We start from the raw sequence: 25,492 nt of genomic DNA on the forward strand, positions 1-25,492 counted from the left end.
TCATCCTTTCAAAACAAAGGTTTCTTTTTTCCTTCTGGACTTTCGTTTCATTAATTTTCGTTTATTCATCTTTGAAACTGTTCCAAATACCGGAACACCTAATAATTGTTCAACTTCCTTCTCAGTACGCACTTTATTATCTAAGCTTTCCATTAGAAATGCTAATCCAACACCAAGTACGAGTCCAGCTATCAATCCTATACTCGTCAAATTATTGTTAGGGGGATTGATTGGCTGAGGATAAGAATCGAGTACGGCCTCAGATAATAAATCAATGTCGTTAAAATCTAAAATATTTGCTACTTCACGTTGATAAACTTCTGTTAATGTATTAACAATTTCAACTGCACTTGCAGGATCAGAGTGAACAACCGAAACCTTTACAATACGAGAATCGTCAATACTCTGTGCGGTTATTTGACTACTTAACCACTCGGTTGTATATGGTAGCTGCAATTCATCTATTACAGCTTCTAAAACTGGTGGTTCTCTTAAAACAGCTAGTAATGTAATTCGGAAATCAGAATCTTCATGAATAATCATTCGAGCAGATGCTTCATAGACTGGAACTGGCTTAACCAAATGATGATACAAAGTACCAATTGTCGTTGTCATTACCGTGAATAGAACAATCACCCACAACCTTTTTTTTAATACTCCAACCATTCTCTTCAATTCAATTTCTCTGCTTTCCTTTTCCAAGTAGCTCACCTACTATATATGTATTCATTCTTTATTAAGAACAAATTACGAATAAAAAAACCTTTGATCAAGTTCACACTATATTAGTAAACATCTCTTAATAATCGATTAGTTTTATTTTAGTTCTTTATAAAGAACATGTCAACAATTAAAATTAATTTTTCTAAATCTGGTTTTAAAGTACTAAGAAATAGGACATTTCTCCTTATTCAAATTTCAATCATATAGTCCATACCATTCATTATTAAGAATTAATATCAAAATATTGTTTACTATAACGAACATTAGATGTAGAATGTTCTTTAAAGAGAACGATAAAGAAAGGTGGATTGCATGCACATAGCTGATTTTTATGAAGATCCGTTATACGGGCAATTAAACATTCATCAAGTGAACGAGCAACTTATTGAATCCAACAAATCGAATGTACAAGTATTAACATTTTCTAGTAACTCCTTGATTTTTGCCAGCGATTTAAAATTTCCCATTACTGAATCAGTCGTTTATCGTATTTGTCTACAAATCAATCAAGCAAAGCTTGAATTATTTGGTTACATCACAGCTATTATTCAGTCAGATTATGGTTCTTCACATTTATATGAATACACGTATATCGTAAATAAATCAAAGCACTCAAGCAATAGTCATTTACTAGCCTACCGTCAAATGTACTTAGAAAAATATCAATTAAGTCTAGAAATGAATCATACTGTAAAGGAGTTAGACACATGAATGGGGGGAATATAAGAGACCTTCGTAAAAGTAAAGGAATGTCATTAAATGAGTTAGCTGATGTATCAGGAGTATCAAAATCATATATTAGCTATATTGAACGTGGACTACAAAGAAATCCGAGTATCATTGTCCTAAAGAAAATTTCAGATGCGCTTGATGTCGAGTTTATGACATTAATTGAAAAAATGAATCAAACAGAAGAGAATAAGCACAGCGGCTCATAAATATTTAGGTGCAACTCGTATGAAAGGCACAAAAAAATTCGTTTGTACTTTTTCAATGTCTTCATTAATAAAGGAGGTGTCAATCGTGACACCCCCTTTAAATGTTATGAATCAGTATTGTTTTTTCGCCATTTATTAAATTCGAGAAACTCACGAAATTGGTCTTTGCTAACGCCCGAATCCATAGCTTCTCGTACAAGACCGATCCATGCATCGTCTAATTGCTCATCTTTACTATCGTTTCTTTCATTTAGTAACGTTTCAACTGATACACCTAAAACGGTTGAAACCTTCTCCAAGAATTGAATTGATGGGTTTGACTGTATGTTACGTTCTATTGAACTTAAGTAAGATTTGGCCACACCTGCTCTTTCCGCTAACTCGGATAGCGATAAATCTTTCTCAAGTCTGTATTTTTTCACTCGCTCTCCTATCATGTCTATACCTTATCCTCTCTGACATATTAACGTCATTATAGCAAGAATCCCATCGTTCTGTAAATAGAACCGAATCCCTAATATAAAAAAACTTTACTACGTATCCTCTTCTTTGTCTTCTTTTAAAAAGTGCTGGATTTCTTCAACTGTTAATCCGTTTTGCTTTGCTTCCAAAAGTAGCTCAAACCATTCTAGATCAATGAATTCCTGCTTTTCAGACATTCCATTTCCTCCTTATTATAACCAATAGTGACAGGATAAACATAGAAAAGTTCGGTTTCATTCACTTACTTCCTATGTATATGCTCCTAAAGCTGGTTCATATAACTGTTCTTTTTAGAGAACTGTATTATTAGTATAATATGGAATGTTTGAAATGGAAACTAATTTATATTCGAAAAAAGGAAGGATTTAACCTTAAATCCTTTTCTTTTTGCTTTTATACTCTTACATTCTCCGTTTTTTATAAAGAACAAAATGAAGAGACTAGCACAAAAATGTTTTAATAACTGAGAAACCGAAAAAATAAACATTGGTTCTAATAAACCGTTCCTGAAATATACTTCGCTACATTCACACAGTGTTCGGATTCTCAGCAGTTAAACACTTTTGTTAAGATCTAGCCTCTTCATTTATTAAGAAAATAAATTCATTTCACCAATACGTTGCATCGCTTCTTCTAGTTGCTCCTCGCCACATAATAAACCAATTCTTACGTAGCCTTCACCATGCTCCCCAAATCCGATACCAGGAGCCACGACTACTCTTGCCTCTTCTAACAATATATCTGCAAAAGATTCTGACGTATGCCCTTGTGGAACGGGAAACCAAGCAAAAAATGAGCCTTTCGGTGCTTGAACCTTCCAACCAATTTGATGTGCAGCCTCAACTAATATTTGACGTCTCTTCTCATATACATTGACTAAATTCTCTACTTCAGATTGATCAGAAGTTAGAGCATAGGCTGCTGCCTCTTGCATACCTCCAAATAGGCTGCAATAATAATGATCTTGAATAAGCTCTAATGCTTGGATAACACTTCGATTACCGACTGCAAAACCAATACGCCAACCAGCCATATTATACGTTTTTGACATCGTCAGCATTTCGATCCCGATTTCTTTTGCACCAGGCATTTGCATAAAGCTTATTGGCTTTTGACCATCATATCCAATAGCACCATATGCGAAGTCGTGAACGATACACGTATCATATGTATTTGCAAAAGAAATAACGTCATTAAACAGCTCTTTCGTTGCAACAGCTCCGGTCGGATTATTCGGATAATTTAAGAACATTAACTTCGCTTGTTCTTTTATCTCATGTGGAATATCCTCCAAATTCGGATGGAAGTCACGTTCTTCTATTAAAGGCATTGGATGCATTTTCGCCCCTACTAATGCTAATCCTGACCAATAATCCGGATATCCCGGATCAGGAACAAGCGCCACATCTCCTTCATTCAATAAACATTGACTAATCTCAACAAGACCAGTCTTAGTTCCAGCCAATATAGCAATTTCTGTTTCAGCATCTAACTCTACATCAAACTGTTTTTTATAATATTCTTTTACGGCATCCTTTAAAAAAGGAAAACCTTTAAAAGGGGGATATTTATGATAGACAGGGTTCTCAGTAGCAGCTTGCATTCTTTCCACTATTGCTTTTGGTGTTGGTTGATCCGGGTTTCCTTGACCTAAATTAATGACATCATCATGATGCTTCTTTACCTCAACAACTTTATTAACAAGCTTTGCAAAAAATTGCTCAGGAAGTCGTTCCAAAGCATTTGAATAACGATAAGATTTCATTTCTCTCACTCCAATTAATAAGTGCCTTTTTAAAGATCCATTAGCAGTAGTACACGCGTTACGCATATACGATAATTATTCATCAGAATAGTGTAAAGCGACTGAAAAAGTTTGATTTTTAACTTTTTGGTGACCTCCTGCTTTCTTGTTTATTTTCATTAGATTAGTTGATCCTTGTTCAACTGTCAAGGTACGATCACTCTTGCAAAAACCCTTGTTTTTTCAAAAAATCTCCAACCCCCTCACGGGATTTAGTAGAAAAATGTTTAGCCATTAACTCCGTCCACGTATCCTTTCGCTTCCCTTGTGTGCGAGACTTATAATAATGTGACATCACCTGATCGTATTCGTTTATCTCCTTCAAGCTATTCGATTGATCATATTCATCATAATGAACGACAACACTTTGAGGAAGTCTTGGCTTTTGTCGAGGTTGTTGATCTGGATAACCAATACATAGACCCATAACAGGGAATGTATATTGGGGGAGGTTGAGCAATATCGATACTGATTCAAGATCATTGCGAATCCCACCGATCATCACACCGCCAAGTTGATAGCTCCTAGCTGCTAGAAGCATGTTTTCTGCTACTAACGCAGCATCAACAGCACCAACGATGACTTGCTCTGCCTCTCCTACTTCAAATGGCTGTCCATGCTTCTTACTTGATTCATACAGTCTAGAGAAATCAGCACAAATAACAAAGAAAACCGGACAGCTCTCAACATAAGCTTGTCCCCCTGCTAACTGTGCTAACTGCTTCCTCTTTTTTAAATCCTTTACGACAATTATACTATATGCCTGAATATGATGTGATGTTGGAGCCCATTGCCCAGCTTCAATGATTTTTGTAACGGTTTCAGGTGTTACTTCCTGTTTCGTAAACTTTCGAATTGAACGATGGCTTTTTATCAGATTAATCATGTAAAAACTCCTTTTTTTCTTTTATTCTTGTTAACTCTTTAACAATAACTTACAATAATGACAGACTACTTAAAAAGGAGACCGACAATGGATAAGACAACAACTTCACCCTTATTAACCAACGACCGTATCGAATCTCTTGATATGATACGTGGACTTGCTTTACTTGGTATTTTACTAGCAAATAGCATGCATTTCCAATATGGATTATTTCTCATCCCTGATATCCATAACTATTACCCAAATGGTATAATCGATCGCATCACAGAAGGGTTCATTTTACTTTTTATACAAGCAAGCTTTTACACTCTTTTTTCCTTTTTATTTGGGTATGGAATGGCCTTCTTGAAAGAGCGTCTACTTACGCGAGGACAGCCTTTTGCTCGTGTTTATTGGCGAAGAATGCTTATTTTACTCCTCATAGGTTACTTTCACGGTGTTTATATTTGGGATGGTGATATCCTCTTTATTTATGCCCTAACAGGATTTATTCTATTTTTCTTTTTAAAATTGAAAGTACGTGGATTATTGATATGGTCAATCATTCTATTATCCATAATGGCGTTATCGATTACGGTACCCGGAGAAGATGAAACGATGATAATTATTAATGAGCAGCTATATCATTACTCTTTGGAGGAACGTGAAGTCTTATCATCAGCAAGCTATTCAGATGTTGTCACATTCCGTCAAGAAGCAGACCCTCTTGGCTTCGGTTGGATGAGTGACATCCTTATACAAGGCTCCGCTATTTTTAGCGTATTAGGAATGTTCCTATTAGGGGCTTTTGTTGCTCGTAAAAAATGGCTGGAACAACCTGAGAATTATCAGCGCCTCTTTAAACGTGTTTGGTGGATTACTTTATGCGTCGGCTTTCCTAGTAAGCTTGCCTACGTCTTAAATGAAAATACCCAAACCGAGGCACTACATACGTTTGTTGGTGGACCAATGGTTGCGATGTTTTATGCGAGTAGTATCGCTTTACTTGCTACTAACAAAAAAGCATATACGTGGCTTAAACCGCTAACGTTTGTAGGCCGACTCTCTCTTACAAACTATTTAATGCAATCAATCGTCTTTACTACTCTCTTCTATGGATATGGTATTGGCATATTTGGTAGGGTTGGTTTCTTTATTGGGGTCCTCATTTCCTTAGGATTTTTCTTTATTCAAATCTTACTAAGTAAATGGTGGCTCAAGCGATTTAAAATTGGACCAATTGAATGGCTTTGGAGATTAGGAACATACTGGAGAAGGCCACGCTTTAAAAAAGAAATCCATTCCTAAGCTAATGTGCAAAAGAAAAAAGCGGCAAGCACCGCTTTTTTCTTCATTATCTAATACTTATTGAATCGCTGCATCTACTTCAGCAATCATTCCTTCTGTTGCTGTAATGCCACCAGTCGTGATATACCAAAATACTGGATCTAAATAAATAATCTTGTCTTCTTGATAGGCAGTTGTGTTTTCTGTAACGTCATTTTCAACTATTTGTTGTGCTGATGATTCTCCGCTAACAATAGCTCCACGGTCAACAACAAATAAATATTCTGGATCCGTTTCAACAATGTATTCAAAAGAAATACTTTGTCCATGATTTGACACTTCAATATTTTCGTCTGTCGGCTCTATACCAAACTCTCCATGAAGGAATCCAAAGCGTGAACCTGGACCAAATGCACTTAATGAACCATCATTTGCTAAAACGATTAAACCATTTACATTACTTGTCTTTTCAACTAAATCCACTACTGAAGTTTCTACATCAGCAATTTTCTCTGCAGCTAGTTCTTCTTTTCCAAAGATATCTCCTAAAAGCGTCACATTAGAAGCCAACGACTCTAAATAATTATCCGGATCTGTTGACATAAATAATGTAGGTGCAATGTCTTCTAATTCCTCATATGCTTCGGCTGCACGACCAGAAATAATAATTAAATCAGGCTGCATGTCAAAGATTTTCTCAAAATCAGGTTCAAAAAGAGAACCTACATTTTCATAACCTTCTTCCGCATATTGAGATAAATAATCAGGCACACTATCAACTGGAACGCCTGCAACTTCTACACCTAAAGCATCAAGTGTATCTAGAACACCTAAGTCAAACACAACGACCGTTTCAGGAGTCTCTTCAATAACCGTCTGACCTAGCTCATGATCAATTGTGATTTCCGTTAGCTCATCAGCAGCTTCTTCACCTTGCTCATCATTTGATTCTTGTTGAGCCGTTTCTTCTGTATTTTCTTCTGGTTCTGAAGACGTATCCTCAGATCCTCCGCAAGCAACCATAAATAGTGCTAGCAACACACTTACAAACAATAGTAGTAATGATTTTTTCATTCCCCACTCACCTCTATATCTTTTTTATATAATTACACAGCGTTCCTGATTAACCAAGTGTAATCGCTTTATACTAGTAAACCATTAGCCAATCAGTCAACTGTGATAATTAAAAATAAACAGCAATTTTCCGATTATCAATATTGTTAATCGGAATATCCATATCATAGATTTCTCGTAAGGCATCCTCATCAATCACTTCATGAGCTGGACCTTCTTTAATAATTCGCCCATTCTTGAGAGCAACAATGAAATCCGAATAACAGGAAGCAAAATTAATATCATGGAGAACAACAACAATCGTTTTGCCTAGCTCATCTACCATGTTTTGTAGTACTTTCATAATTTGAACTGAATGTTTCATATCAAGATTATTTAACGGCTCATCAAGTAGAATATATTCAGTATCTTGAGCGATCACCATTGCTATATAAGCCCGTTGACGCTGTCCACCACTTAATTGATCTAAATATTTATCTTGAATATCTTCTAATTCCATATATCGAATCGCTTCATCAATATAACGTATATCCTCCTTTGTTAAATTCCCTTGCGAATAAGGAAAGCGCCCAAAGGAAACTAAGTCTCTTATTTTCAAACGTATGTTAATATGATTCGACTGCTTTAAGATGGAAATTTTCTTTGCTAAATCATTGCTTCTTTGCTTCGTAATGTCCATATCATCAATTAAAACGAGTCCCTCGTCCTTAGCAATTAATCGACTAACAATTGATAGAAGAGTACTTTTTCCAGCGCCGTTTGGCCCAATAAATGACGTAATTTTCCCTTTTTTAATTTTCACTGAAACATCGTCGACAACACTTTTCGAAGCATATCTTTTCGTTACATTTTGAACTTCTACCATTTTTTACTCTCCTTTAACAACAAATATAAAAAGTAGGTTCCACCGATAAAATTAATAATGACACTTAACGTTGTTGAGAACGTAAAGACACGTTCGACAATGAGCTGACCGCCAATTAAAGCAATGATACTTATTAGAATAGAACTTGTTATTAAATACTTGTGCTGATGAACTTTCATATATTCATGAGCAACATTAACAACTAATAAGCCTAAGAATGTTATAGGTCCAACTAACGCCGTTGCAATCGATACTAAAATAGCAATAATAATTAAATAGTTCTTTATGACGTGATCATAATTGACTCCTAAGTTAATCGCATGCTCTCTCCCTAACGATAGAACATCTAAATATTTATAAAATCGATACGCATACAGCAAAATCAATATGATCAGAGTAATCGAAATACCGAGTAAATCTGTGTTCACATTGTTAAAGCTAGCAAACATTCTATTTTGTACTATAAAGAACTCATTTGGATCAATTAATACTTGCATGAATGTTGTAAAGCTTGAAAAGAATGTTCCGAATACAATCCCAATCAATAACAACAAATAAATGTTTCGATCTTCTTTATTAAATAGCAATTTAAATAAGAATAATGAAAACAAAACCATACAGCTTATAGATATAAGGAAATTAACATGCTGATTAAGCATAACAAAGCTTAACGAACCAAACGCAAAGATCATAAACGTCTGAATTAGAACGTACAACGAGTCTAAACCAATAATACTTGGTGTCAAAATTCGGTTATTCGTAATCGTTTGAAATATAACCGTTGAAAATGCTATTGCTGAACCTGTTAGAACAATAGCTAACACTCTAACCCCTCGTCTTGGTAAGATATATTCCCAATTACCGTTAGAGTCTATTGTCATGTACAGGATAATACACGTCATTGCAATTATAGCTAAAATGAGTATCTTTAACTTAGAGCCCATAGGATCTCCTCCTTAAAAGCAGGAAGAGGAATATACCACTACCAACAACTCCAACTGTTAAACCAATTGCAATTTCATATGGGTAAATAATGATTCTCCCTATAATGTCACAAACAAGAACAAAAATGGCACCTAATGCCGCTGTATAAGGTAGGTTATCCCTCAAATTATCTCCGCGATAAATGGAAACAATGTTTGGAATAATTAACCCTAGAAATGGAATCATTCCAACTGTCAAAACGACAACTGACGTAACTAAAGCAACAATAATTAAACCGATATTCACAACTTTTTTATAATTTAAGCCGAGATTGGTTGAGAATTCTTCTCCCATACCTGCAACTGTAAATCTGTTAGCAAATATATAAGCAATAATTAGAACGGGAATACTAATGTATAGTAGCTCATAACGCCCTCTTATCATTAGTGCGAAGTTCCCTTGTAACCATGCCGACATATTTTGAATTAAATCATAACGGTAAGCAAAAAAAGTTGTGATCGAACTAATAATGTTTCCAAACATAAGACCGACTAATGGAATGAAAATCGTATTCTTAAACTTAATACGATCTAATATTTTCATAAAAATAAATGTTCCTAGAAGAGCGAATGAAAAGGCAACTAGCATCTTGACAAATGGACTCGCACTCGTAAAAAGCAGCAAAGAAACCATGATACCAAACCTTGCTGAGTCCAAAGTTCCAGCCGTTGTCGGTGAAACGAACTTATTTCTTGTTAGTTGCTGCATAATTAATCCGCATATACTCATTCCAACACCAGCTAGAATAATACTCACTAAGCGCGGAAAACGAACGAGCCATAATGTTTGCTTTTGCTCCTCTGTCAAATTAAATATTTCGAGTGGCGAAATATTTTGAACACCGACAAAGAGAGAACTTACAGAAAGTAAGATTAATAGAATAATTAAATAACGTAACTTCATGATCCCCTACACTTTCTATACTGCCTTCATCTAAGCTTATTATGTATCTTATTGATAATGATTATCTCTGATAACTATCATACAGACAATTGAGATTGATTGTCAATATCCATTAAAGAAAAACCATTATGAATTTGTAGAAAATGTGAAAATAAAAAACACCGAAAAAGTTTGGTTTTAACTTTTTCGGTGTCCTCACTTATTCCGCTTTTTTGCGAGGAAACGGAAGCTAGTGACTTTATATAACCTAAAAACGCCTTTGAGAGTCATTTTTCAAAGGCGTTTTGTTTACGGTCTAAAGAGCATTAAAAAGGATTTAAATCCTTTCTAATGCTCTTTGAATCATTTATGACTGAGACACCACTGTATAATTTTCTTCGCTAACTTATTCGCAATGAGTCGATCAGCACCACTTGGATATGGCCCAAGAATGAGTGATTGATCAACTTGAACATACTTCCAATCAACCGCTACGTACTGTTCTAATTGTTTAACGACTTCGTTCGGGTTTAAATGCTCATCAAATATAATAAAGCCATATGTTTTTCCATTTGCAATTGATTGTTTAAGTAATGTAGCAATTCCCTCTAACTCTAACATATTTTGTATTCGATGTTCATTTACAGCAACGACGACATCTTGAATCAAATTTTCAGAAAGTTCTTCAGGAAGCTGAATCCCAAAAATACGTGGATGATCATATTTCATTGAGTTAATCGTATCTTTAACTTTCAAAATTTGATCGACAATACTATCCAAAGCTGTATCATAGCCCAAATTTTGCCCTGTATCTTCATCAATTAATGGAATATGTAAGTGAGCAACCGTCAACTTCTCTAATAAATCATTTCCAACATTAGATTTCTCTCCGAGCACTATAACTTGATCAAACTGATCGAATATAGAAAGATCTACTTCATTTCTTAAATGGGAAGGTCTAATCATTGGCGCTTCAAACTCTTGAGAGAATAGAATTTGTTCCTTTTGATACGATTGAACCTTCACTTCACTTTGATCATTGATTTCGATACTAAATAGCTCATGCTCCTGAATTAACTGAAATGCAACTGTTTGAATTAATTGCTGCACTCCAGCTGGTGATTCTTCGACTAACAATAAACCAATCTTCATTAATTAGCACCCCTTTTAATCTGACAAATCAGCAGAATATGTAACGCCTATTTGTCTTCTTGCTTCTTCTAAAATTAGAGCGGTTTCGACTGAATATTCTAATTTATTACACGCTACTTCCTTCTCTCCGTTTTGAATAGCTTCAATAAAAACTCGTGCTTCATCGAACATCGCTTCCTCATCTTGTGGTGCACTTATATCCTCTACACGACCATCACGATAATGAATATGAACCCTTTCAGGCGTATGTATTTTATCAATGATAATTGAACCATCTTCACCTTGTATTTCAGTCGGAAGTGCTGAATCTGTAATTTTTGAATACATAATAACCGCTTCCATACTGTCATATTGTAACAACAAACTACCTTGCCCATCTACACCTGATTTTAATAAATGCCCGATTGCTTTCACCTCATTAGGACGGCCGAACATTGCAACGGTTGGAAATACACAATAGATCCCAATGTCCATTAATGCACCATTTGAAAATTCAGGCTTAAATGCATTTAAAACAGTCCCCGCTTTATACGCGTCATACCGAGACGAATATTGGCAAAAGCTCGTTACAAATCGGCGGATCGTTCCTATTTTATGTAAATGTTCTTTTAGCACTAAAAAGTTAGGCAACGCTGTTGTTTTTAAGCCCTCCATTAGTAAAACGTCCTCTTTTTTCGCAACATGAATCATTTCTTTAACCTCAGAGCTGTTAGAAGCCATCGGTTTTTCACAAAGAACATGCTTCTTATTCTTCATCATCAAAATCGCTTGCTTTTTATGAAATGAATTTGGGCTTGCGATATAGACAGCATCTACTTCCTCACATTGAGCTAATTCTTCTAAGCTAGTAAATATGCGGTGAACTTGATGCTTGCTTGCAAACTCCTCTGCTCTTTCCTTCGTTCTTGAATAGATAGCTGTTAATTGAAATCCCTCAACTTTAGTAGCAGCTGAAATAAATCGATCTGTAATCCAATTAGTCCCTATCACTGCAAAACGTACCATAACATCCTCCTAATTCTAATCTAGTTGCTGATGATTATTGGCTTCCTCTTGGTACAAAGGTAAAGTAACTGTCACCGTAGTACCAACTTGTTCCTTACTATAAATGTCTATGAAACCATAGTGACTGTCAATGATTTTTTTCGTGACCATCAACCCAAGTCCAGTTCCTTTCTCCTTTAACGTATAAAATGGTTCCCCTAACTTATCAATTAAATGCGCTGGAATTCCACAGCCTTGATCTTTAATAATGATGGAAACCATACCATCATTCGATATCCGAATATTCGTAACGATTTTTCCGCCATCATTCATTGCTTCAATAGCGTTTTTATATACATTAATAAACACTTGTCTCATTTGATTTTTATCTGCATAAATGTATGGAGTTTCTATTTCCTGTTCAACATATAATTCAACATTGTTTAATATGGCCTGAGGCTTCAAGAAACGATTAACATTTAAAATAAGTTCATATACATTCTCTTTCTGATATTGGATAGCTTCAGGCTTTGATACAGCCATAAATTCATTTGTAATCATCTCAAGACGATCAATCTCATTTGAAATAATGGACATATATTCTTGATTAACGCTTTTTGAGCTTTGTTGAATTAATTGAAGAAACCCCTTTATAGTCGTTAATGGATTTCGAATTTCATGGGCAAATCCAGCTGCTAATTCTCCAACAACGGAAAGCTTTTCCGATTTGCGCAAAAGCTCTTCCGTTTTAATTGCGGTCGTAATATCTGAGCACGTACCGACTATCTCAATCACTTGCCCATTTTCGTATTTTGGGAATAAACTCAATAGAAAAGTATAATCCATAAATTTCATTTGAAAGACTTGCTCCTTGCCACCCCATGCCTTCTCATAATAAGATTCCAACTTTGTTGTATATTTGATAGGTAGAAAATCATTCAACTCTTTTCCTATAAGTGATTTAAATGGTATCTTTTGTATTCTTAATAATTTGCCATCGATTAACGGATGAATAAAACGGCCATGCTCTCTACGAACTCTAAATATAATTCCATTGTGCAGTTCGACTGCCTCTTGTAGCTCTTTTCGTGCCTTAATCACTTCTGCTTCTGCTTGTTTTTGTTCTGTAATGTCCCTTAATATCGCTGCATATAACGTTTCCCCGCCTCTTTTAATCATGGAGGTTGATATACTTATATCAATAAGGGCAAGATCCTTTCGCTTACGCTTCGTTTGAAAGTTGATAACAGGAACACCTTTATCAAGCTGCTGTAACAATCCTCTATATTCAATCATTAAATCAGCTGGAATTAACGATGCCACAGTTAAGTCATCCTCATCTGTATAACCAAACATTTGTTTAAACCCACTGTTACTTCTAACAATGGATAAATCCTTACGGTACACAACAATGGCATCACCGGAATGCTCGAATAACAGCTCTAGCTCATTATCGATAGAGTGTATATCAGTATTTTCCTCTAATCTTTTAAAAAATGAAAGAACGGCGTAACCTAAAAATAAAACAGCAATCACCTTAAACGCACCGGCGTACAAAATAGCTATTCCTACTGAAAAAAGGCTCAATACAACGAATAAAAAACTCAATATCATAAAAGTAAGGGACAAAATTAATGGATTAATGAGTTTGATATTTTTCTGTTTGTGCCATCTAACCATGAAATAAAGAAGTGGAAGATAGATAGAAACCATGAAGCTATATAATGCAATAGCTAATCTTTCATAATCCATATAAGACTGAGAAAACATGAAAGAAATAAATATAAAAAAAACAATGCTAATAAGCCAGCCAAACTTTTTATCTGGCTTTAATGTAGCGACAACGGTTACAAAAATCATCCACTCTAAAAATAATATAAAGATCACCGTTCCACTTAAATACAATTGATCCCCTAAAATGACAGCCAAAATATGAGATGAATACGCTAGGATAAGCAATAAAAATAAAAAAAGGTAGAGCAATGAACTAAAAGTCTGTGAATTTAAAATTCTTTTTAGGCAATAAATGAACAGCAGAAAATAAATGACTAACACCGCACAAACAAAAACATATTCAATAACATTCTGTTCCATTATATCTCCTATCTCCCGAGAAGGATTTAGAAAAATAAGGCTAATCACGACGTACACTACAAGCATGATGATAACGATTTGACTAATTGGGTGCTGGAGTTTTAAAAGTGAAATACCCATAAGCTCTCCTTCTCTCATCTTTCCTATCCCACTATGAGGGAATTGGTAATGTAATTTGAAAGGTTGTTCCACTGTTCAATTCACTACGAACTTGAACATGCCCTCCTAAGTTCTCAATAATCCCATACGTTACCATTAGACCAAGCCCCGTCCCCTTTTCTTTTGTTGTATAAAATGGCTGTCCTAATTTCGCAAGCTTATCCTCAGAGATCCCTTTCCCTTGATCGATGACTTCAACAATTGCATCGCCATCTTCCATACTAGAACGAATCGTAATTTCGCCCCCTTTAGGCATTGCATCGATTCCATTTTTTATTAGATTAATAAATACTTGCTTCAATTCATTTTCATCACACTTAACAAAGACAGGCCCATTAAGGTCTGTTACTATTTGCACATTCTCAATTATACATTGAGGCTCCAATATACTTTTAACTTGAGTCAAAATTTGATTAAGATCATGCTTTTCTAAATGCTTCACTTGTGGCTTTGCCAGCAGGAGCAGCTCATTCAAAATAATTTCAATTCTTGAAAACTCCTCCGACATAATTGAATAATAGATTTGCTTAGCCGATTCCCCCGATTGAATAAGCTGAAGAAACCCTTTTAATGAGGTTAATGGATTTCGAATTTCATGGGCAATTCCTGCAGCCATCTGCCCTACAAGTGACAGCTTCTCTGAATTTTGCATATACTCTTGGGATTTCTTAAGCTCAGTAACATCTCTAAATATCACAACCGTGCCTTTATATTGAGCATTTTCATAAATTGGGTTAATCGTATATTCAACATCAAATTGTTGTCCATCTTTTCTAGAAAATTGATCTTCTCTTACTTGCAGAGTTCCACCATTTTCAACAGCCTGAAGAAATGGACTTGTAACAGCATCTTTGTCTCCTTTTAATTTCAAAATGACTTCTTGAATTCTTCGACCAATCATATCATCCTGCTTACAGCCAAGCATATTTTCAGAAGCACGATTCCAAAAGACAATTGTACCATCTGGATTTAGTCCGAATATGCCTTCGTTGATTGAGTCTAAAATAAGTTGATGCATATGATTTAATTCATTTAACTCTTTTTCCTTTTTTAATTTCAAACTAATATCAAAAATATCGACATGGTAATAAGAGGTTTGTCCCATTTCTAACATGATTATATGCAACGAAACCCACAGAACCTTCCCGTTTTTATGAACAAATCGTTGATCAATAACTAATTTATCCGTAATGTCGGAGGGGGTGTTAAACAATGATGTCGTCTTATTTAAATCATCAGGATGTGAAACAATATCAAATGCTGAATGCTCAAGTTCCTCTTTGCTATAGCCCGTAATTATGCTTAATGCTTTATTCACCTTAAACCACTGGCCATCTAATGTCATAATTGCTTTTCCAGAAGAAGCGTTTTCAAAGGCATCTCGATATAAGTTTGTATGATCCATTCATCTTCCTCCAAGTCCTATTTGTTCTCTAATAAGAATTATACGCTATTTTTCAACATAAAAAAGACATTGACGGAAAATATTGATAAAAATATGAGATTTGTCAATAGGCGTCTATAATAGACAGCATTTTTAGAGTTTAAGTAACATATTTTGACTTCTTTTGATCAATTGATCGTATGTTTTTCTTGAATCATGAACAAAATAAACTGAAAAAATCATAAAAATTGGAGGTCACCAAAAAAGTTAAAAACCAAACTTTTTCAGTGCCCTCATTGAAATGGAGGTTTTTTATTTTGAAGAAAAACTGGCTCTATCTACTTCTTATGATTATGACTGTTCTTCTGCTTATTTCATGTGGTGCTGAACAACAGGAAGAGCAAATAGAGGAAGATGCAGACCAGCAAGAGCTAGAGGAAACAGGGGAAACTGAGAGAGATGAGGAAGAGCAGGTATTAGATGAAGCAACTGGTCATGATGAAGGAGATGTAGTTGAAAACGAAGGAGGCACCTTTACACTCATTTCCAAGCAAGATGATATTGAGTCCCAAGAGACAGGACCAATGATTGTCGACATCACACAAATCAACGCAAGTTCAGGTCAACTCCAGGGGGATCTAGCTGATTTTTTGGAAACAACTGAAATTGAATACATTCAAGTTGATATGGAAGTTGAAAACACATCAGACGACACGATCTTCTTCTATCCTGGACAAGCGACCATAACGACAAATACGGGAGAGCAGCTTGAATCTGATATGTGGCTTTCCGATCATATCGATGGAGAATTTATTGGAGCCGTCCGAAAGTCAGGCTCGCAGTTTTTCATTCTAGAAAATTCTACTGCTGATGAAATCGAAACAGTTCGAATCATCATAAACGCTCCCCATAACGAAGAATGGGAGGATACCGGTGACAAGATTGACTTCACGGTTGAATTTTAAAGTTCACTTAAAAAGAACAAATCAACTTTTTTAGCATTTCGATTCACAAGAGTATCTAAAAGGGGGGAGATTCTCCCCTTTCAGACACTCCATTCATCCTATGCTAACGCTTCCTCCTCTTTTTTGAAAAAGGCTTTCATTGCATGATATACGTCAGCTTTCTCCTTTAAAATAAAGTGACGAAATCGCATATCATCAATGTTCTTATAGGCACTCATGAGTGTAGAATGGCGACTGTATTGATTCACTTCTCTCAGGAGTATACGAATGATCAAGTATTTATTTTTTCTTCTATCTCTTTTATACTATGTACGAGTTCTTTTTGAGTCCTTAAAATTTCACTATTTAGCTTTTGAAGTTCTTTTTTATTTTGAATGGTTTGTTTAAAATCTGAAAGTGACTCTTCTAAAATACTATTTGCTTTTTTCTGTTCTTTTTTCATCGAAATAAAACCCACAATAAAAATCAGAATGATTGCAGTCAAAATTAACCACATTTTAGAATTCACCTCAATCCCTTAATTTAATCTATTCCGAATATCTTTTACAACCTCTAGCATTTCTTTTTGTGTTTTTAATAATTCTCTCTGTATTTCTATCGTCTCTTTTTGATTTTGTATTGATTCTTTTACATCAATTTGTGAATCATCAACTTTTTCTTCGGCCTTGTTCTCAAATTTCCTCATTGATACGATTATACAAAATAAAGCGATAATAACGATCCAATACATAACATCAAGCATATTTTTATTCTCTCCTTTTATTCATTTTAATTCAAAAGTTATTCAAAGCTAACGTCAACTTCCAAATCTTCACTCATTGGTTCTCCTTCATATTCTGGGCTATGTACGATAAATGTCACCTTTTCAATATCTTCCAATGAAACATCCCCCAATTCAAAGGAAACACTAATTAACGTATCTGATGCTCCTCGTAAATTATATGAATAGAGTGCACTGCTAAATAATTCATCCATGTTTATTAATGGCTCTTCTTCATTTATTCTTAATTTTGGATAATGATGGTCAAATTCAATCCCATCACCAATTTCACCTTCCAAATCCATTTTCATTAAAAAGTTGGCATATTTATATTCCGTTTCCTCGGAGGTATACTCATTAGCATCAAAATGCCCTTTTAATAATTGTACTTCCTCAATCACTACATTCAATGGTCCAGTCTGGTACTCTCCTAAATCATCCGCATTTTCCACGCGATAAAACTCTCCCCATTCACCCCACCAACCGTTCTCTCTTCCTTCACCAATCATTTCAAAAGATTCTGTTGTTCCCTCCATATCATCTGTTTCTGCACACGCCGTTATAACAATCATTAATAAACTAATAGCTAATAATTTGTAAATTAATTTCATATATCGATACCGCCTTTATTGGGAATATTTACATGAAATCAATTTTAACATACTATATAATTTTTTAGTGGAGATTATGTTACTAATAAGAGGAAATAACCGCCGGTTTCATTCTATAAGTGCACTTTACTGACTGTCCCTAAAGGGGACTCTGAATTGACCGTGAATCGTTCCCTTCTATTTCTTATCTTTAAATGGATCTACATAAATCGAGGTTTTCTTATTTATATCGAAGAAACGGACCTATTGAGTGTCTTCTTTTTGTTGAACAGTATCGTTACACTATGTAATAGATAGATCTATTGTTTTATCGTAATTTCTTATTCAACCTAAGCACCCTTTACTTTAAGTGAACTATTCACAAAATATCATTACTCCTAAGTCTCAAATCGCTTATAAAAATCATAATTAATCTGATATAATTTAAAGAAAGGTGGTGTTCCTTATGTTAGAACAAAACAATGAACCTAAGAGAAAATACGAATGGTTAAGTAAATGGGTTAAAATGACTGGTGAACGGGCGAGAATTGACGCTAAGGTTAATAACACATATATTGTATATGAAAAAGACGGAATGCTTGTAAAGGAATTCCCTAATGGTGATATTGTTCCATTGAACAAAAATGGTGACTCGTAATGCATAGCTACAAACCTATATTCTTTGTATTTGCGGGTAATAACGGAAGCGGTAAAAGCACTATACGCAACTTAATTATTGATAAAATTGGTATTGATATTAATATCGATCCAGATGCTATCGCTCGAAGAATTGACCCAGAAAACCCAGAGAAGAATAGAGTTTCAGCAGGTAAGGAAGTCATTAAATCTGTCAATAAGTACATCAAAGAGGGTAAAGACTTTTCTATTGAAACAACTCTTGCTGGTAAAAATGCTATTAAACAAATGCAAAAAGCTAAAGAGATGGGCTATGAAATAACCATGTTTTATGTTGCATTAAATAATGTCCATCAAAACATAGAAAGGGTTGCCATGAGAGTGAAGAATGGCGGTCATCATATCCCTACTGAAGATATTATCAGAAGGAATAAAACTTCTTTTAAGCATCTCTATGACTATGCATATATGATTGACAACCTTGTATTAATTGATAACAGTGAAGAAGATGGGGAAATTGTGCTTGAAGTAAATAATGGCTTCATTACTTACGAAGCAACCTACCTTCCAGAATGGACCCATCCTGTTCGGAAGCAATTTGAAAAGGATTAAATGATCAAGCCGATCTTCTAGCTTAAAGAAAATCGGCTTTTTATTATCCAACTCCACCGATAAAACAATAAATTTTATTGAAGATAAGCACCCGTTAGTTTAGAGTCGACTAATACTAAAATGTGACATCATCCATTTTTAATTACATATTTAAAAAGTAAAAAAAAATTACTATAATAAGAACTAATGAATAGATAACAGCCCCATATACTATTTTACCAAATAAAGAATCTAACAAAACATCAAAGGATGGGATACCTATAGCTTAAAACTTCTTATTTTATTGATTGATTTTCTTAGTTTGTTAGCTTAGGATTTATCAGATTCATTAACTCAAATCCTGTATTCATTTTAGAATATATTGAGCACACCACAAAGAGCTCTTTGCTTGCAAATTTCACAATTTTGCTTTGGCCAGATGATGCTGGTATATGATGATGACCATGTATGGCTCCGATTATATTATATTCCTTAAATAATTTTTCAATTTTCGGTTCAGACAAATTGTAATCCTTATTATACGCCTTGCTTTTTATTGAAAGCATACTCAGTTCATTAAACAGTGGTGCATGTGAAACTATTATTGTTGGAATATCATAATCGTTGTTTAGTAATTCCTTTAATGATTTAAGAATAAATTTTTGTTGCTCATTCTTTCTCTTAACTAAAGCAACAGGTATTGTGAGCCCAATATACCGGATTCCTTCATGAACTATATGATTATTATGTAATACGTTTAATTGTGGAAATCGTTTTTCAAGTTCAACCTTTACTACCTCGTAAAATCTATGGTTACCCACAGGCAACATGTGCCATGACTCATCAGGCTTTTCTAAGAGTTGTTTAAACCATTTACTATTCAAAAATGGACTCCATTTTTTCCCTTGCAGTTCGTCTATATTATTATTATCCGGCAATACATCTACTAATTCATGATTTCCAATTACATAGATACCTTTAATATCTCCGTTTGTTGCACGAGAATCTGAAATATCCCCTACTAATATATTGAAATTACTGTTAATAAACGGAATCTCCCCATCAATAGTGTGGACATCAGAGACAACATTCAATAAATTTGTATTCTCTGTCGAAAGAACATTTTCAAAATATTTTTCTGATTCTTTAGGATGAACACTATGCGGAATATAATTTTTTCTAACTTCAGAGATTTCTTTCCCTGATCTTGATCGTAAAATCGGCTTATCATTTAAATTCAAGGTCTGTTTGGCAATGATGATTGGATTTTCTGTATTTACCTTTTCTGCTAGAGGTAGTAAACTCAATGCTGGTTTTATATCTGATTTATAGGTTACAAACTTATCCTTATTTCTATTATTAGCAAGAGATCTCTTTAGAAGATTTGTTTCTAACAATTTAACACTTTTTCCATCAGTTGTTATGGGTAAAGATTTAGTAAGTTGAACGACAAAGTTAAGATATTCAAAAATATACTCGGATATTCCTGTGTTTACATTCTCACTAAACAAGAACTTACCTGCTAAATTTGCAGAAATAGGTCCAGTTTCATCATGCTGCAGTAGTCGCCCAAGAATTTGAATCTCAAATAATGGATTTTGAAATATTGCATTATATGCTTGTTTAACTTCAAAAGAGTTTTTATCAACACGTTTTTTTGTGACTTGAAAAATACTAAGCATAATGTATTTTTCTAAATTACCTTTATGCATTTTAATATACTCGCGTACCTCTTCTGGATGGAGTAGGTACTGAATAGTTGCACGTTGGATATAATTCCTAGCTGTATCATAAGGAATGGCTGAATAGACAATATCTCCTCTGGATGATATAACCAAATCTTTTTTCTTCATACTATATGTCAATTGAAAATAATCGTTTCTAAACAATATTTTGTTGACAGGTCGTCGTGTGTTTTCTGGATAAAGTTCGAAACGTGCAACAAGTTCTGATGATAGTTCATCCTCAGTTTTTGTTGCTATAAATGGGCTAAGCTTTTTAGCGACGATTAAAGAACTTTTTATTTTATTAGATTTCATTAAATCACCTCATCCTTTAAAGATAATAACTGACTCTTGCACTATCCTGCCCAGTTAGCTTAAGTGAATAACTTCACAATGTCGCAATTATTCATACTAAAATCATACCAGAAGATAACGAATTATTGTTCATTTTCCACATTTATGTAAATCGTTATTGCGTAGTAATAGTCTACCTAAGTAGTAAACTAATTAATCTAACCTATACCCTTGATTTACTCTTACAAAATAAGGCTATAAAATATGAAAAGAAGATGCAGTTGCATACGTATCCCCTATTCATATTTATGTTATGTTAATGATTGGATACAATCTACTGATTCATTCTTCGGATTATTTACTATTGTTGAAACCTCGTAAGCATCCATGTCCTCAGTTGGGTATGAATATGTACCTTAGCTAACGTAAGTAGAAGTGGATATTACGCATGGTTACAAGCAACGGAGATTCGTCAAAAACGAGAAGAATCAGATGAGCTAGAAATTGAACTTATTAAGTGGATTTTTGAATATAAGAAAGAAAAAGTAGGCGCACTTCAAATTAAAATGATCTTGGAAAATGATTATTTTGTCATTATGAACCATAAGAAAATCAGAAGGTTAATGAAGAAGTTTGGTCTTAGTGCAAAAATAAGACAAGCAAACCCTTATCGAAAAATGCTTAAGGCGACTCAAGAACACCGTACTTGTCCGAACCTACTTGATCGTCAGTTTGATCAGCAGGAGCCTGGTAAAGTGTTATTGACAGATATCACTTATCTTTATTATGGTAGGGGCCAGAAGGCTTATTTGTCTTGTGTTAAAGATGGTTCTTCGAAAGAAATCGTCGCTTATAACGTCTATAGTTCCTTAGAAATGGAGTTGGTTTATCAGACACTTGATAAGCTTGTAGAAGCCACTGTTCAATTTCACCCAGAGGCCATTCTTCACTCTGATCAGGGAGTCCACTATACAAATCCAATGTTTCAGGAGAAGGTAAAGCAATTAGGGATCCGTCAGTCTATGTCAAGAAAGGGAAACTGTTGGGACAACTCTCCAATGGAATCATTCTTCGGCCAATTCAAAGATCATGTCAATTACAAGAGCTGCGAAAATCTTACGCAGTTAAAGCACGAAGTGAATGAATATATAGAAGAATACAATAATCATCGTTACCAATGGGGATTAATGAAAATGACCCCGGCACAATACCGAGGTCATTTACTAGCTGCTTAAGTCTCTTTTTATAAACTGTCCATTTTATGGGGTACAGTTCATTTTCAGGGGCTCTTTGTTAATCATACGGACGGTGGTTTTTACGGAGATCTTCTAGTTTAAATGCTTATAAACAAATTAAGCATTCCAATTGAATAGGCAACATATAGGTCCCTCAATATTTTTTTCCGGGTCCTTAAAACATATTTTAAATTTTTATAGACTTCCGTTTCTTTTCTTGCTCCGTGATGCCATCAATACTATAATTACCATAATAAACTTCTAATAAATTATTCTTTTCAACTATGCTAACCGGCATTACGTCTGGATCTTCTATAACTCTTTGAAGTTCATTTGGGTGAATTTCGATTTCAAGTTCATGACCGACTAAACAATAATTATATTTAGTGTAATTGTATAATTTAATCAATACCCTCAATAACTCTTCTGTGATTAAATGTACGTCACTGCTATCACCATCATTTAGTATGCCTTCCCATTCAATATCATATAAGAATCCATAAAAACCATTTTCATTAAATACTGTTAAAGAAAAATCACCTTCAATTTGAAATGCTTCTCCTGTTATTTCTATCATCAGATAATTCCATTCGGTAGGTAATTGCAAATCGTCATTATCTTTTATTTCAATCAAATTCTCACTATCTTCCCTATATTTAATTGTTCTAATAACGCTACCTTCTTTAATAAGAAAATTAAGAGTATACTTCAAATTGCTGAACATATCTCTTTTATCAATATAAACTTGGGCTATATTGATATAACCGCCTATTGGCATAAAAACTACCTCCTTAGAATCAATTCCCCTACTACATTTCTATGATGATTAATTTGCTTAGTAGTTAACTTATAAGCAGTAATAAATTTCCCATTTTGGTCTACAAATACACCTAAGTTACCTTTTAAATGTAAAATAACACGCCCCGATTGTCCACTTATTCTTGTGCTATAAACATGCGAAGCACTTCCAATATGATTTCTTAACGCTGCTTCAAATGCAGCAGCATTTTTTTTGCTATAACTTCCCCTAATTCCAAAACTAGCTGCATGTTTGAATTTCTTCTGTAATTGGCTAGTAGAAAAAGTAACAGCCGTCAAGGCTCTAATCAATTGACTTCTAGTATACAATGAAATAGCAACTCTAGCTCCAAGCCTAATAATTGCACCTACTATAACAGCTGGTAAAATCGATGCTTGAAGTTCCTCGGTGTTTAACTTAAATTCTTCACCGGTATCTAAATCTTTTACAATTGCCTTAAATAAATCTCCATCAATTTCTTCTACTTTCACAATGAAGTTATTTTGTACTTCCTCACCATCTATAATAGAGTTTATCTCCATATGTAAATCCTCTGTTTCAGTATCCATCTGAACAACATTTTCTACTTCAATACCTTCAGTAATATAGTCAATTTCGATTTCTAAAGAACCTTCACTTATATGTCCTAAATTAAAATCGAGTTCTTCAGCATTTTCTAAATTTTCATCACTTAAAACTTCTTCTTTCACTTCTTCCAAATCATCATATAATACATTTTCATCATAAAGTTCAATATTTTTATTACTATTAGTAGCATTTACTGTGTCATAAAGTGGTAATAAAATCATAAAAACTACTAAAAAGCTTGAAATCTTTTTGATCATTTAGAACACTTCATTAATTTAATTTTAATAATCCTATTCCATATTCAACTTCTTCCATATATTCCAAATTAACTATTTCAAAACCATTATATAATATAACTTCTCTTGTATTTACCCCGCTATCCTTTATGTTATCAATGTTCGCTAAAATGCCTGTAACATATGCGGTTGCAAAAGAAGTCCCAGTATATAAAGAATATCCTCCTTCATTATCTGTTGATATAATATCAACACCTGGTGCAACTATATCAATTTTACCTTTAGCTGCAGAGGTAGGGCGATTTAGTTCGATATCAATCGAATTAACAGAAACTACATTGGTATATTGCGCAGGATAATCTACACCTAAACCGTATGTGTTACCAGCAGCAGCTACTATCAAAATCCCTTGTGACATCGCTTGTTCAATCACTCGTTCAAGCTCTTTATTTTCTGACTGAAACCCAAAACTAATATTAATAAGATCAACTTGCTCCTCCATGCACCACTTAATAGCAGAGATCAAGCTCTGTATACTCCCTTTACCCTCAGCATTTAAAACCTTTACATCGTATAACTCCACATTTTGAGTCACACCAACAATCCCTACATCATTATCGTTTGCAGTAATAATTCCTGCTAAAGCTGTTCCATGTCCATAGTCATCTTTAACAGGTTGACCCGGATTAATAGCATTAAACTCCTTTTCTATTTTCCCTTTTAAATCTTCGTGTTCTTTATAAATCCCACTGTCTAGGATTGCTACTCTCACAGAACTATCTGATGAGCTTGTTTGATACCCTACAAGTTCAATCCCCCATGGAACCACTTGCTCATATTTAATTCTTTCAAGTAGTTCTTCAGGAGTTTGCAAATCATCATTAACCTTCTCACAACTTGCTAAAATAGCAATAACTATAAAGACCAAAATATTCAATAAACAACCTTTTATTTAATATTCACCTCACTTCACTCATATTCTGAAATTTAGTTTACTGAACCTTTTTAGACATTCAATTAGATTGTTGAACAGCAGGCATTTCAAAATATCAATTTTCAAGGAATATTAATAAATAGCTCTATTAGATTATCACTCTCCCAAATAAATGAAAAAATAAAATCCAGAAAACCATTTTCCATTATTTTAAAATATTATCCATTATTTTGGACTTTAATATAATACTATTTAATTCCAAAATAATCAATTTTTTGTCTCTTTTATATTTATATAATGAAAAAGTGGATTGTTTGAGGAGTGTGGAGAGGGTTTAGATAGAGTAAAATTTAATTTTTTTATGTTAGTATGTACAATAAGGAGAGGATGTAGATAATGTTCAAATGGTACATTAGACTAATGATTAAACTTTTTTCCGCATTTGTATCGCCTCTAATATTC

Annotated in this window: 27 protein-coding genes and 1 pseudogene; 7 read left to right on the top strand and 21 right to left on the bottom strand. The window is 34.2% G+C overall.

Annotation, left to right across the window (positions count from 1 at the left end):
* Positions 1-702 carry a YveK family protein gene (locus MW695_RS03075; protein ID WP_247103242.1) on the bottom strand — a complete coding sequence of 234 codons (702 nt, stop codon included), beginning with the start codon at positions 700-702 and terminating at the stop codon, positions 1-3.
* A 333-nt stretch (positions 703-1,035) separates the two neighbouring features.
* Here MW695_RS03075 and MW695_RS03080 point away from each other — a divergent pair, with 333 nt between their 5' ends.
* Both MW695_RS03080 and MW695_RS03085 read left to right on the top strand, forming a co-directional pair.
* Positions 1,036-1,434: a hypothetical protein gene (locus tag MW695_RS03080; RefSeq protein WP_247103244.1), complete on the top strand. Its 399-nt coding sequence runs from the start codon at positions 1,036-1,038 to the stop codon at positions 1,432-1,434.
* On the top strand, positions 1,431-1,661 hold the full coding sequence (locus tag MW695_RS03085; RefSeq protein WP_247103246.1) for a helix-turn-helix domain-containing protein: 231 nt from the start codon (positions 1,431-1,433) through the stop codon (positions 1,659-1,661). The genes MW695_RS03080 and MW695_RS03085 overlap by 4 nt, the downstream gene beginning before the upstream one ends.
* A 104-nt stretch (positions 1,662-1,765) precedes the next feature.
* Here the strand turns inward: MW695_RS03085 and MW695_RS03090 are convergent, their stop codons facing one another.
* The 4 genes from MW695_RS03090 to nfsA form a co-directional block, all read right to left on the bottom strand.
* The gene (locus MW695_RS03090; protein WP_247103257.1) at positions 1,766-2,098 is read right to left on the bottom strand and encodes a helix-turn-helix domain-containing protein; all 333 of its coding nucleotides are present in this window, start codon (positions 2,096-2,098) and stop codon (positions 1,766-1,768) included.
* Between the two features lie 96 nt (positions 2,099-2,194).
* Complete coding sequence (gene sinI / locus MW695_RS03095) at positions 2,195-2,320, bottom strand: DNA-binding anti-repressor SinI (RefSeq protein WP_247103259.1); 126 nt, start codon at positions 2,318-2,320, stop codon at positions 2,195-2,197.
* A gap of 413 nt (positions 2,321-2,733) precedes the next feature.
* Positions 2,734-3,909 (bottom strand): pyridoxal phosphate-dependent aminotransferase, encoded by a 1,176-nt coding sequence (locus tag MW695_RS03100; protein ID WP_247103261.1) that lies wholly within the window; start codon positions 3,907-3,909, stop codon positions 2,734-2,736.
* 196 nt (positions 3,910-4,105) lie between these two features.
* A complete protein-coding gene (gene nfsA / locus MW695_RS03105) occupies positions 4,106-4,834 on the bottom strand; it encodes an oxygen-insensitive NADPH nitroreductase (RefSeq protein WP_247103263.1) in 729 nt (242 codons plus the stop codon).
* Between the two features lie 87 nt (positions 4,835-4,921).
* Here nfsA and MW695_RS03110 point away from each other — a divergent pair, with 87 nt between their 5' ends.
* Entirely contained in the window at positions 4,922-6,121 is a 1,200-nt protein-coding gene (locus MW695_RS03110; RefSeq protein ID WP_247103264.1) for a DUF418 domain-containing protein, read from the top strand.
* A gap of 57 nt (positions 6,122-6,178) precedes the next feature.
* On the opposite strand, the gene MW695_RS03115 is transcribed toward MW695_RS03110, so the two are convergent.
* The 8 genes from MW695_RS03115 to MW695_RS03150 all read right to left on the bottom strand — a co-directional run bounded on the left by MW695_RS03115 (position 6,179) and on the right by MW695_RS03150 (position 15,699).
* A complete protein-coding gene (locus MW695_RS03115; RefSeq protein WP_247103265.1) occupies positions 6,179-7,174 on the bottom strand; it encodes a siderophore ABC transporter substrate-binding protein in 996 nt (331 codons plus the stop codon).
* 109 nt (positions 7,175-7,283) lie between these two features.
* Positions 7,284-8,039 (bottom strand): iron ABC transporter ATP-binding protein, encoded by a 756-nt coding sequence (locus MW695_RS03120; RefSeq protein ID WP_247103266.1) that lies wholly within the window; start codon positions 8,037-8,039, stop codon positions 7,284-7,286.
* Positions 8,033-8,983, bottom strand: a complete 951-nt coding sequence (locus MW695_RS03125; RefSeq protein WP_247103268.1) for an iron chelate uptake ABC transporter family permease subunit — start codon at positions 8,981-8,983, stop codon at positions 8,033-8,035. The genes MW695_RS03120 and MW695_RS03125 overlap by 7 nt, the downstream gene beginning before the upstream one ends.
* Positions 8,973-9,926 (bottom strand): ABC transporter permease, encoded by a 954-nt coding sequence (locus MW695_RS03130; RefSeq protein ID WP_247103270.1) that lies wholly within the window; start codon positions 9,924-9,926, stop codon positions 8,973-8,975. The genes MW695_RS03125 and MW695_RS03130 overlap by 11 nt, the downstream gene beginning before the upstream one ends.
* A gap of 342 nt (positions 9,927-10,268) precedes the next feature.
* Positions 10,269-11,057 carry a 6-phosphofructokinase gene (locus tag MW695_RS03135; RefSeq protein ID WP_247103273.1) on the bottom strand — a complete coding sequence of 263 codons (789 nt, stop codon included), beginning with the start codon at positions 11,055-11,057 and terminating at the stop codon, positions 10,269-10,271.
* Between the two features lie 15 nt (positions 11,058-11,072).
* Positions 11,073-12,062 carry a Gfo/Idh/MocA family protein gene (locus MW695_RS03140; protein ID WP_247103276.1) on the bottom strand — a complete coding sequence of 330 codons (990 nt, stop codon included), beginning with the start codon at positions 12,060-12,062 and terminating at the stop codon, positions 11,073-11,075.
* Between the two features lie 15 nt (positions 12,063-12,077).
* A complete protein-coding gene (locus tag MW695_RS03145) occupies positions 12,078-14,135 on the bottom strand; it encodes an ATP-binding protein (RefSeq protein WP_247103279.1) in 2,058 nt (685 codons plus the stop codon).
* Positions 14,136-14,286: 151 nt separating this feature from the next.
* Positions 14,287-15,699 carry a PAS domain S-box protein gene (locus MW695_RS03150; protein WP_247103284.1) on the bottom strand — a complete coding sequence of 471 codons (1,413 nt, stop codon included), beginning with the start codon at positions 15,697-15,699 and terminating at the stop codon, positions 14,287-14,289.
* Positions 15,700-15,995: 296 nt separating this feature from the next.
* Between MW695_RS03150 and MW695_RS03155 the strand changes: the two genes are divergently transcribed.
* Positions 15,996-16,643 carry a hypothetical protein gene (locus tag MW695_RS03155; protein ID WP_247103287.1) on the top strand — a complete coding sequence of 216 codons (648 nt, stop codon included), beginning with the start codon at positions 15,996-15,998 and terminating at the stop codon, positions 16,641-16,643.
* A gap of 98 nt (positions 16,644-16,741) precedes the next feature.
* Here the strand turns inward: MW695_RS03155 and MW695_RS03160 are convergent.
* From MW695_RS03160 to MW695_RS03175, 4 genes and pseudogenes are all read right to left on the bottom strand, one after another.
* Positions 16,742-16,894, bottom strand: a pseudogene (locus tag MW695_RS03160) (sporulation protein YhbH); the annotation flags it as partial.
* 20 nt (positions 16,895-16,914) lie between these two features.
* Positions 16,915-17,139, bottom strand: coding sequence for a DUF1198 domain-containing protein (locus tag MW695_RS03165; protein ID WP_247103290.1), 225 nt, complete (start codon positions 17,137-17,139; stop codon positions 16,915-16,917).
* A gap of 21 nt (positions 17,140-17,160) precedes the next feature.
* Positions 17,161-17,385 (bottom strand): hypothetical protein, encoded by a 225-nt coding sequence (locus MW695_RS03170; protein WP_247103296.1) that lies wholly within the window; start codon positions 17,383-17,385, stop codon positions 17,161-17,163.
* Between the two features lie 38 nt (positions 17,386-17,423).
* A complete protein-coding gene (locus MW695_RS03175) occupies positions 17,424-18,014 on the bottom strand; it encodes a hypothetical protein (RefSeq protein WP_247103298.1) in 591 nt (196 codons plus the stop codon).
* Positions 18,015-18,459: 445 nt separating this feature from the next.
* Between MW695_RS03175 and MW695_RS03180 the strand changes: the two genes are divergently transcribed.
* Entirely contained in the window at positions 18,460-18,651 is a 192-nt protein-coding gene (locus tag MW695_RS03180) for a hypothetical protein (RefSeq protein WP_035347745.1), read from the top strand.
* Entirely contained in the window at positions 18,651-19,241 is a 591-nt protein-coding gene (locus tag MW695_RS03185; RefSeq protein WP_247103302.1) for an ATPase, read from the top strand. The genes MW695_RS03180 and MW695_RS03185 overlap by 1 nt, the downstream gene beginning before the upstream one ends.
* Before the next feature lie 296 nt (positions 19,242-19,537).
* On the opposite strand, the gene MW695_RS03190 is transcribed toward MW695_RS03185, so the two are convergent.
* The gene (locus MW695_RS03190; protein ID WP_247103304.1) at positions 19,538-21,259 is read right to left on the bottom strand and encodes a metallophosphoesterase family protein; all 1,722 of its coding nucleotides are present in this window, start codon (positions 21,257-21,259) and stop codon (positions 19,538-19,540) included.
* Between the two features lie 386 nt (positions 21,260-21,645).
* Here MW695_RS03190 and MW695_RS03195 point away from each other — a divergent pair, with 386 nt between their 5' ends.
* Positions 21,646-22,473, top strand: coding sequence for an IS3 family transposase (locus MW695_RS03195; protein WP_308446068.1), 828 nt, complete (start codon positions 21,646-21,648; stop codon positions 22,471-22,473).
* 187 nt (positions 22,474-22,660) lie between these two features.
* Here MW695_RS03195 and MW695_RS03200 read toward each other — a convergent pair whose 3' ends face one another.
* The 3 genes from MW695_RS03200 to MW695_RS03210 are packed head-to-tail and all read right to left on the bottom strand — an operon-like array spanning position 22,661 to position 25,033.
* Entirely contained in the window at positions 22,661-23,251 is a 591-nt protein-coding gene (locus MW695_RS03200) for an Imm64 family immunity protein (RefSeq protein ID WP_247103309.1), read from the bottom strand.
* 5 nt (positions 23,252-23,256) lie between these two features.
* A complete protein-coding gene (locus MW695_RS03205) occupies positions 23,257-24,117 on the bottom strand; it encodes an SAR2788 family putative toxin (RefSeq protein ID WP_247103311.1) in 861 nt (286 codons plus the stop codon).
* 13 nt (positions 24,118-24,130) lie between these two features.
* A complete protein-coding gene (locus tag MW695_RS03210) occupies positions 24,131-25,033 on the bottom strand; it encodes a S8 family serine peptidase (RefSeq protein ID WP_247103318.1) in 903 nt (300 codons plus the stop codon).
* Positions 25,034-25,492: the final 459 nt, after the last annotated feature.

The organism is Halalkalibacter sp. APA_J-10(15), from assembly GCF_023017105.1.
GTDB lineage: Bacteria > Bacillota > Bacilli > Bacillales > Bacillaceae_D > Halalkalibacter.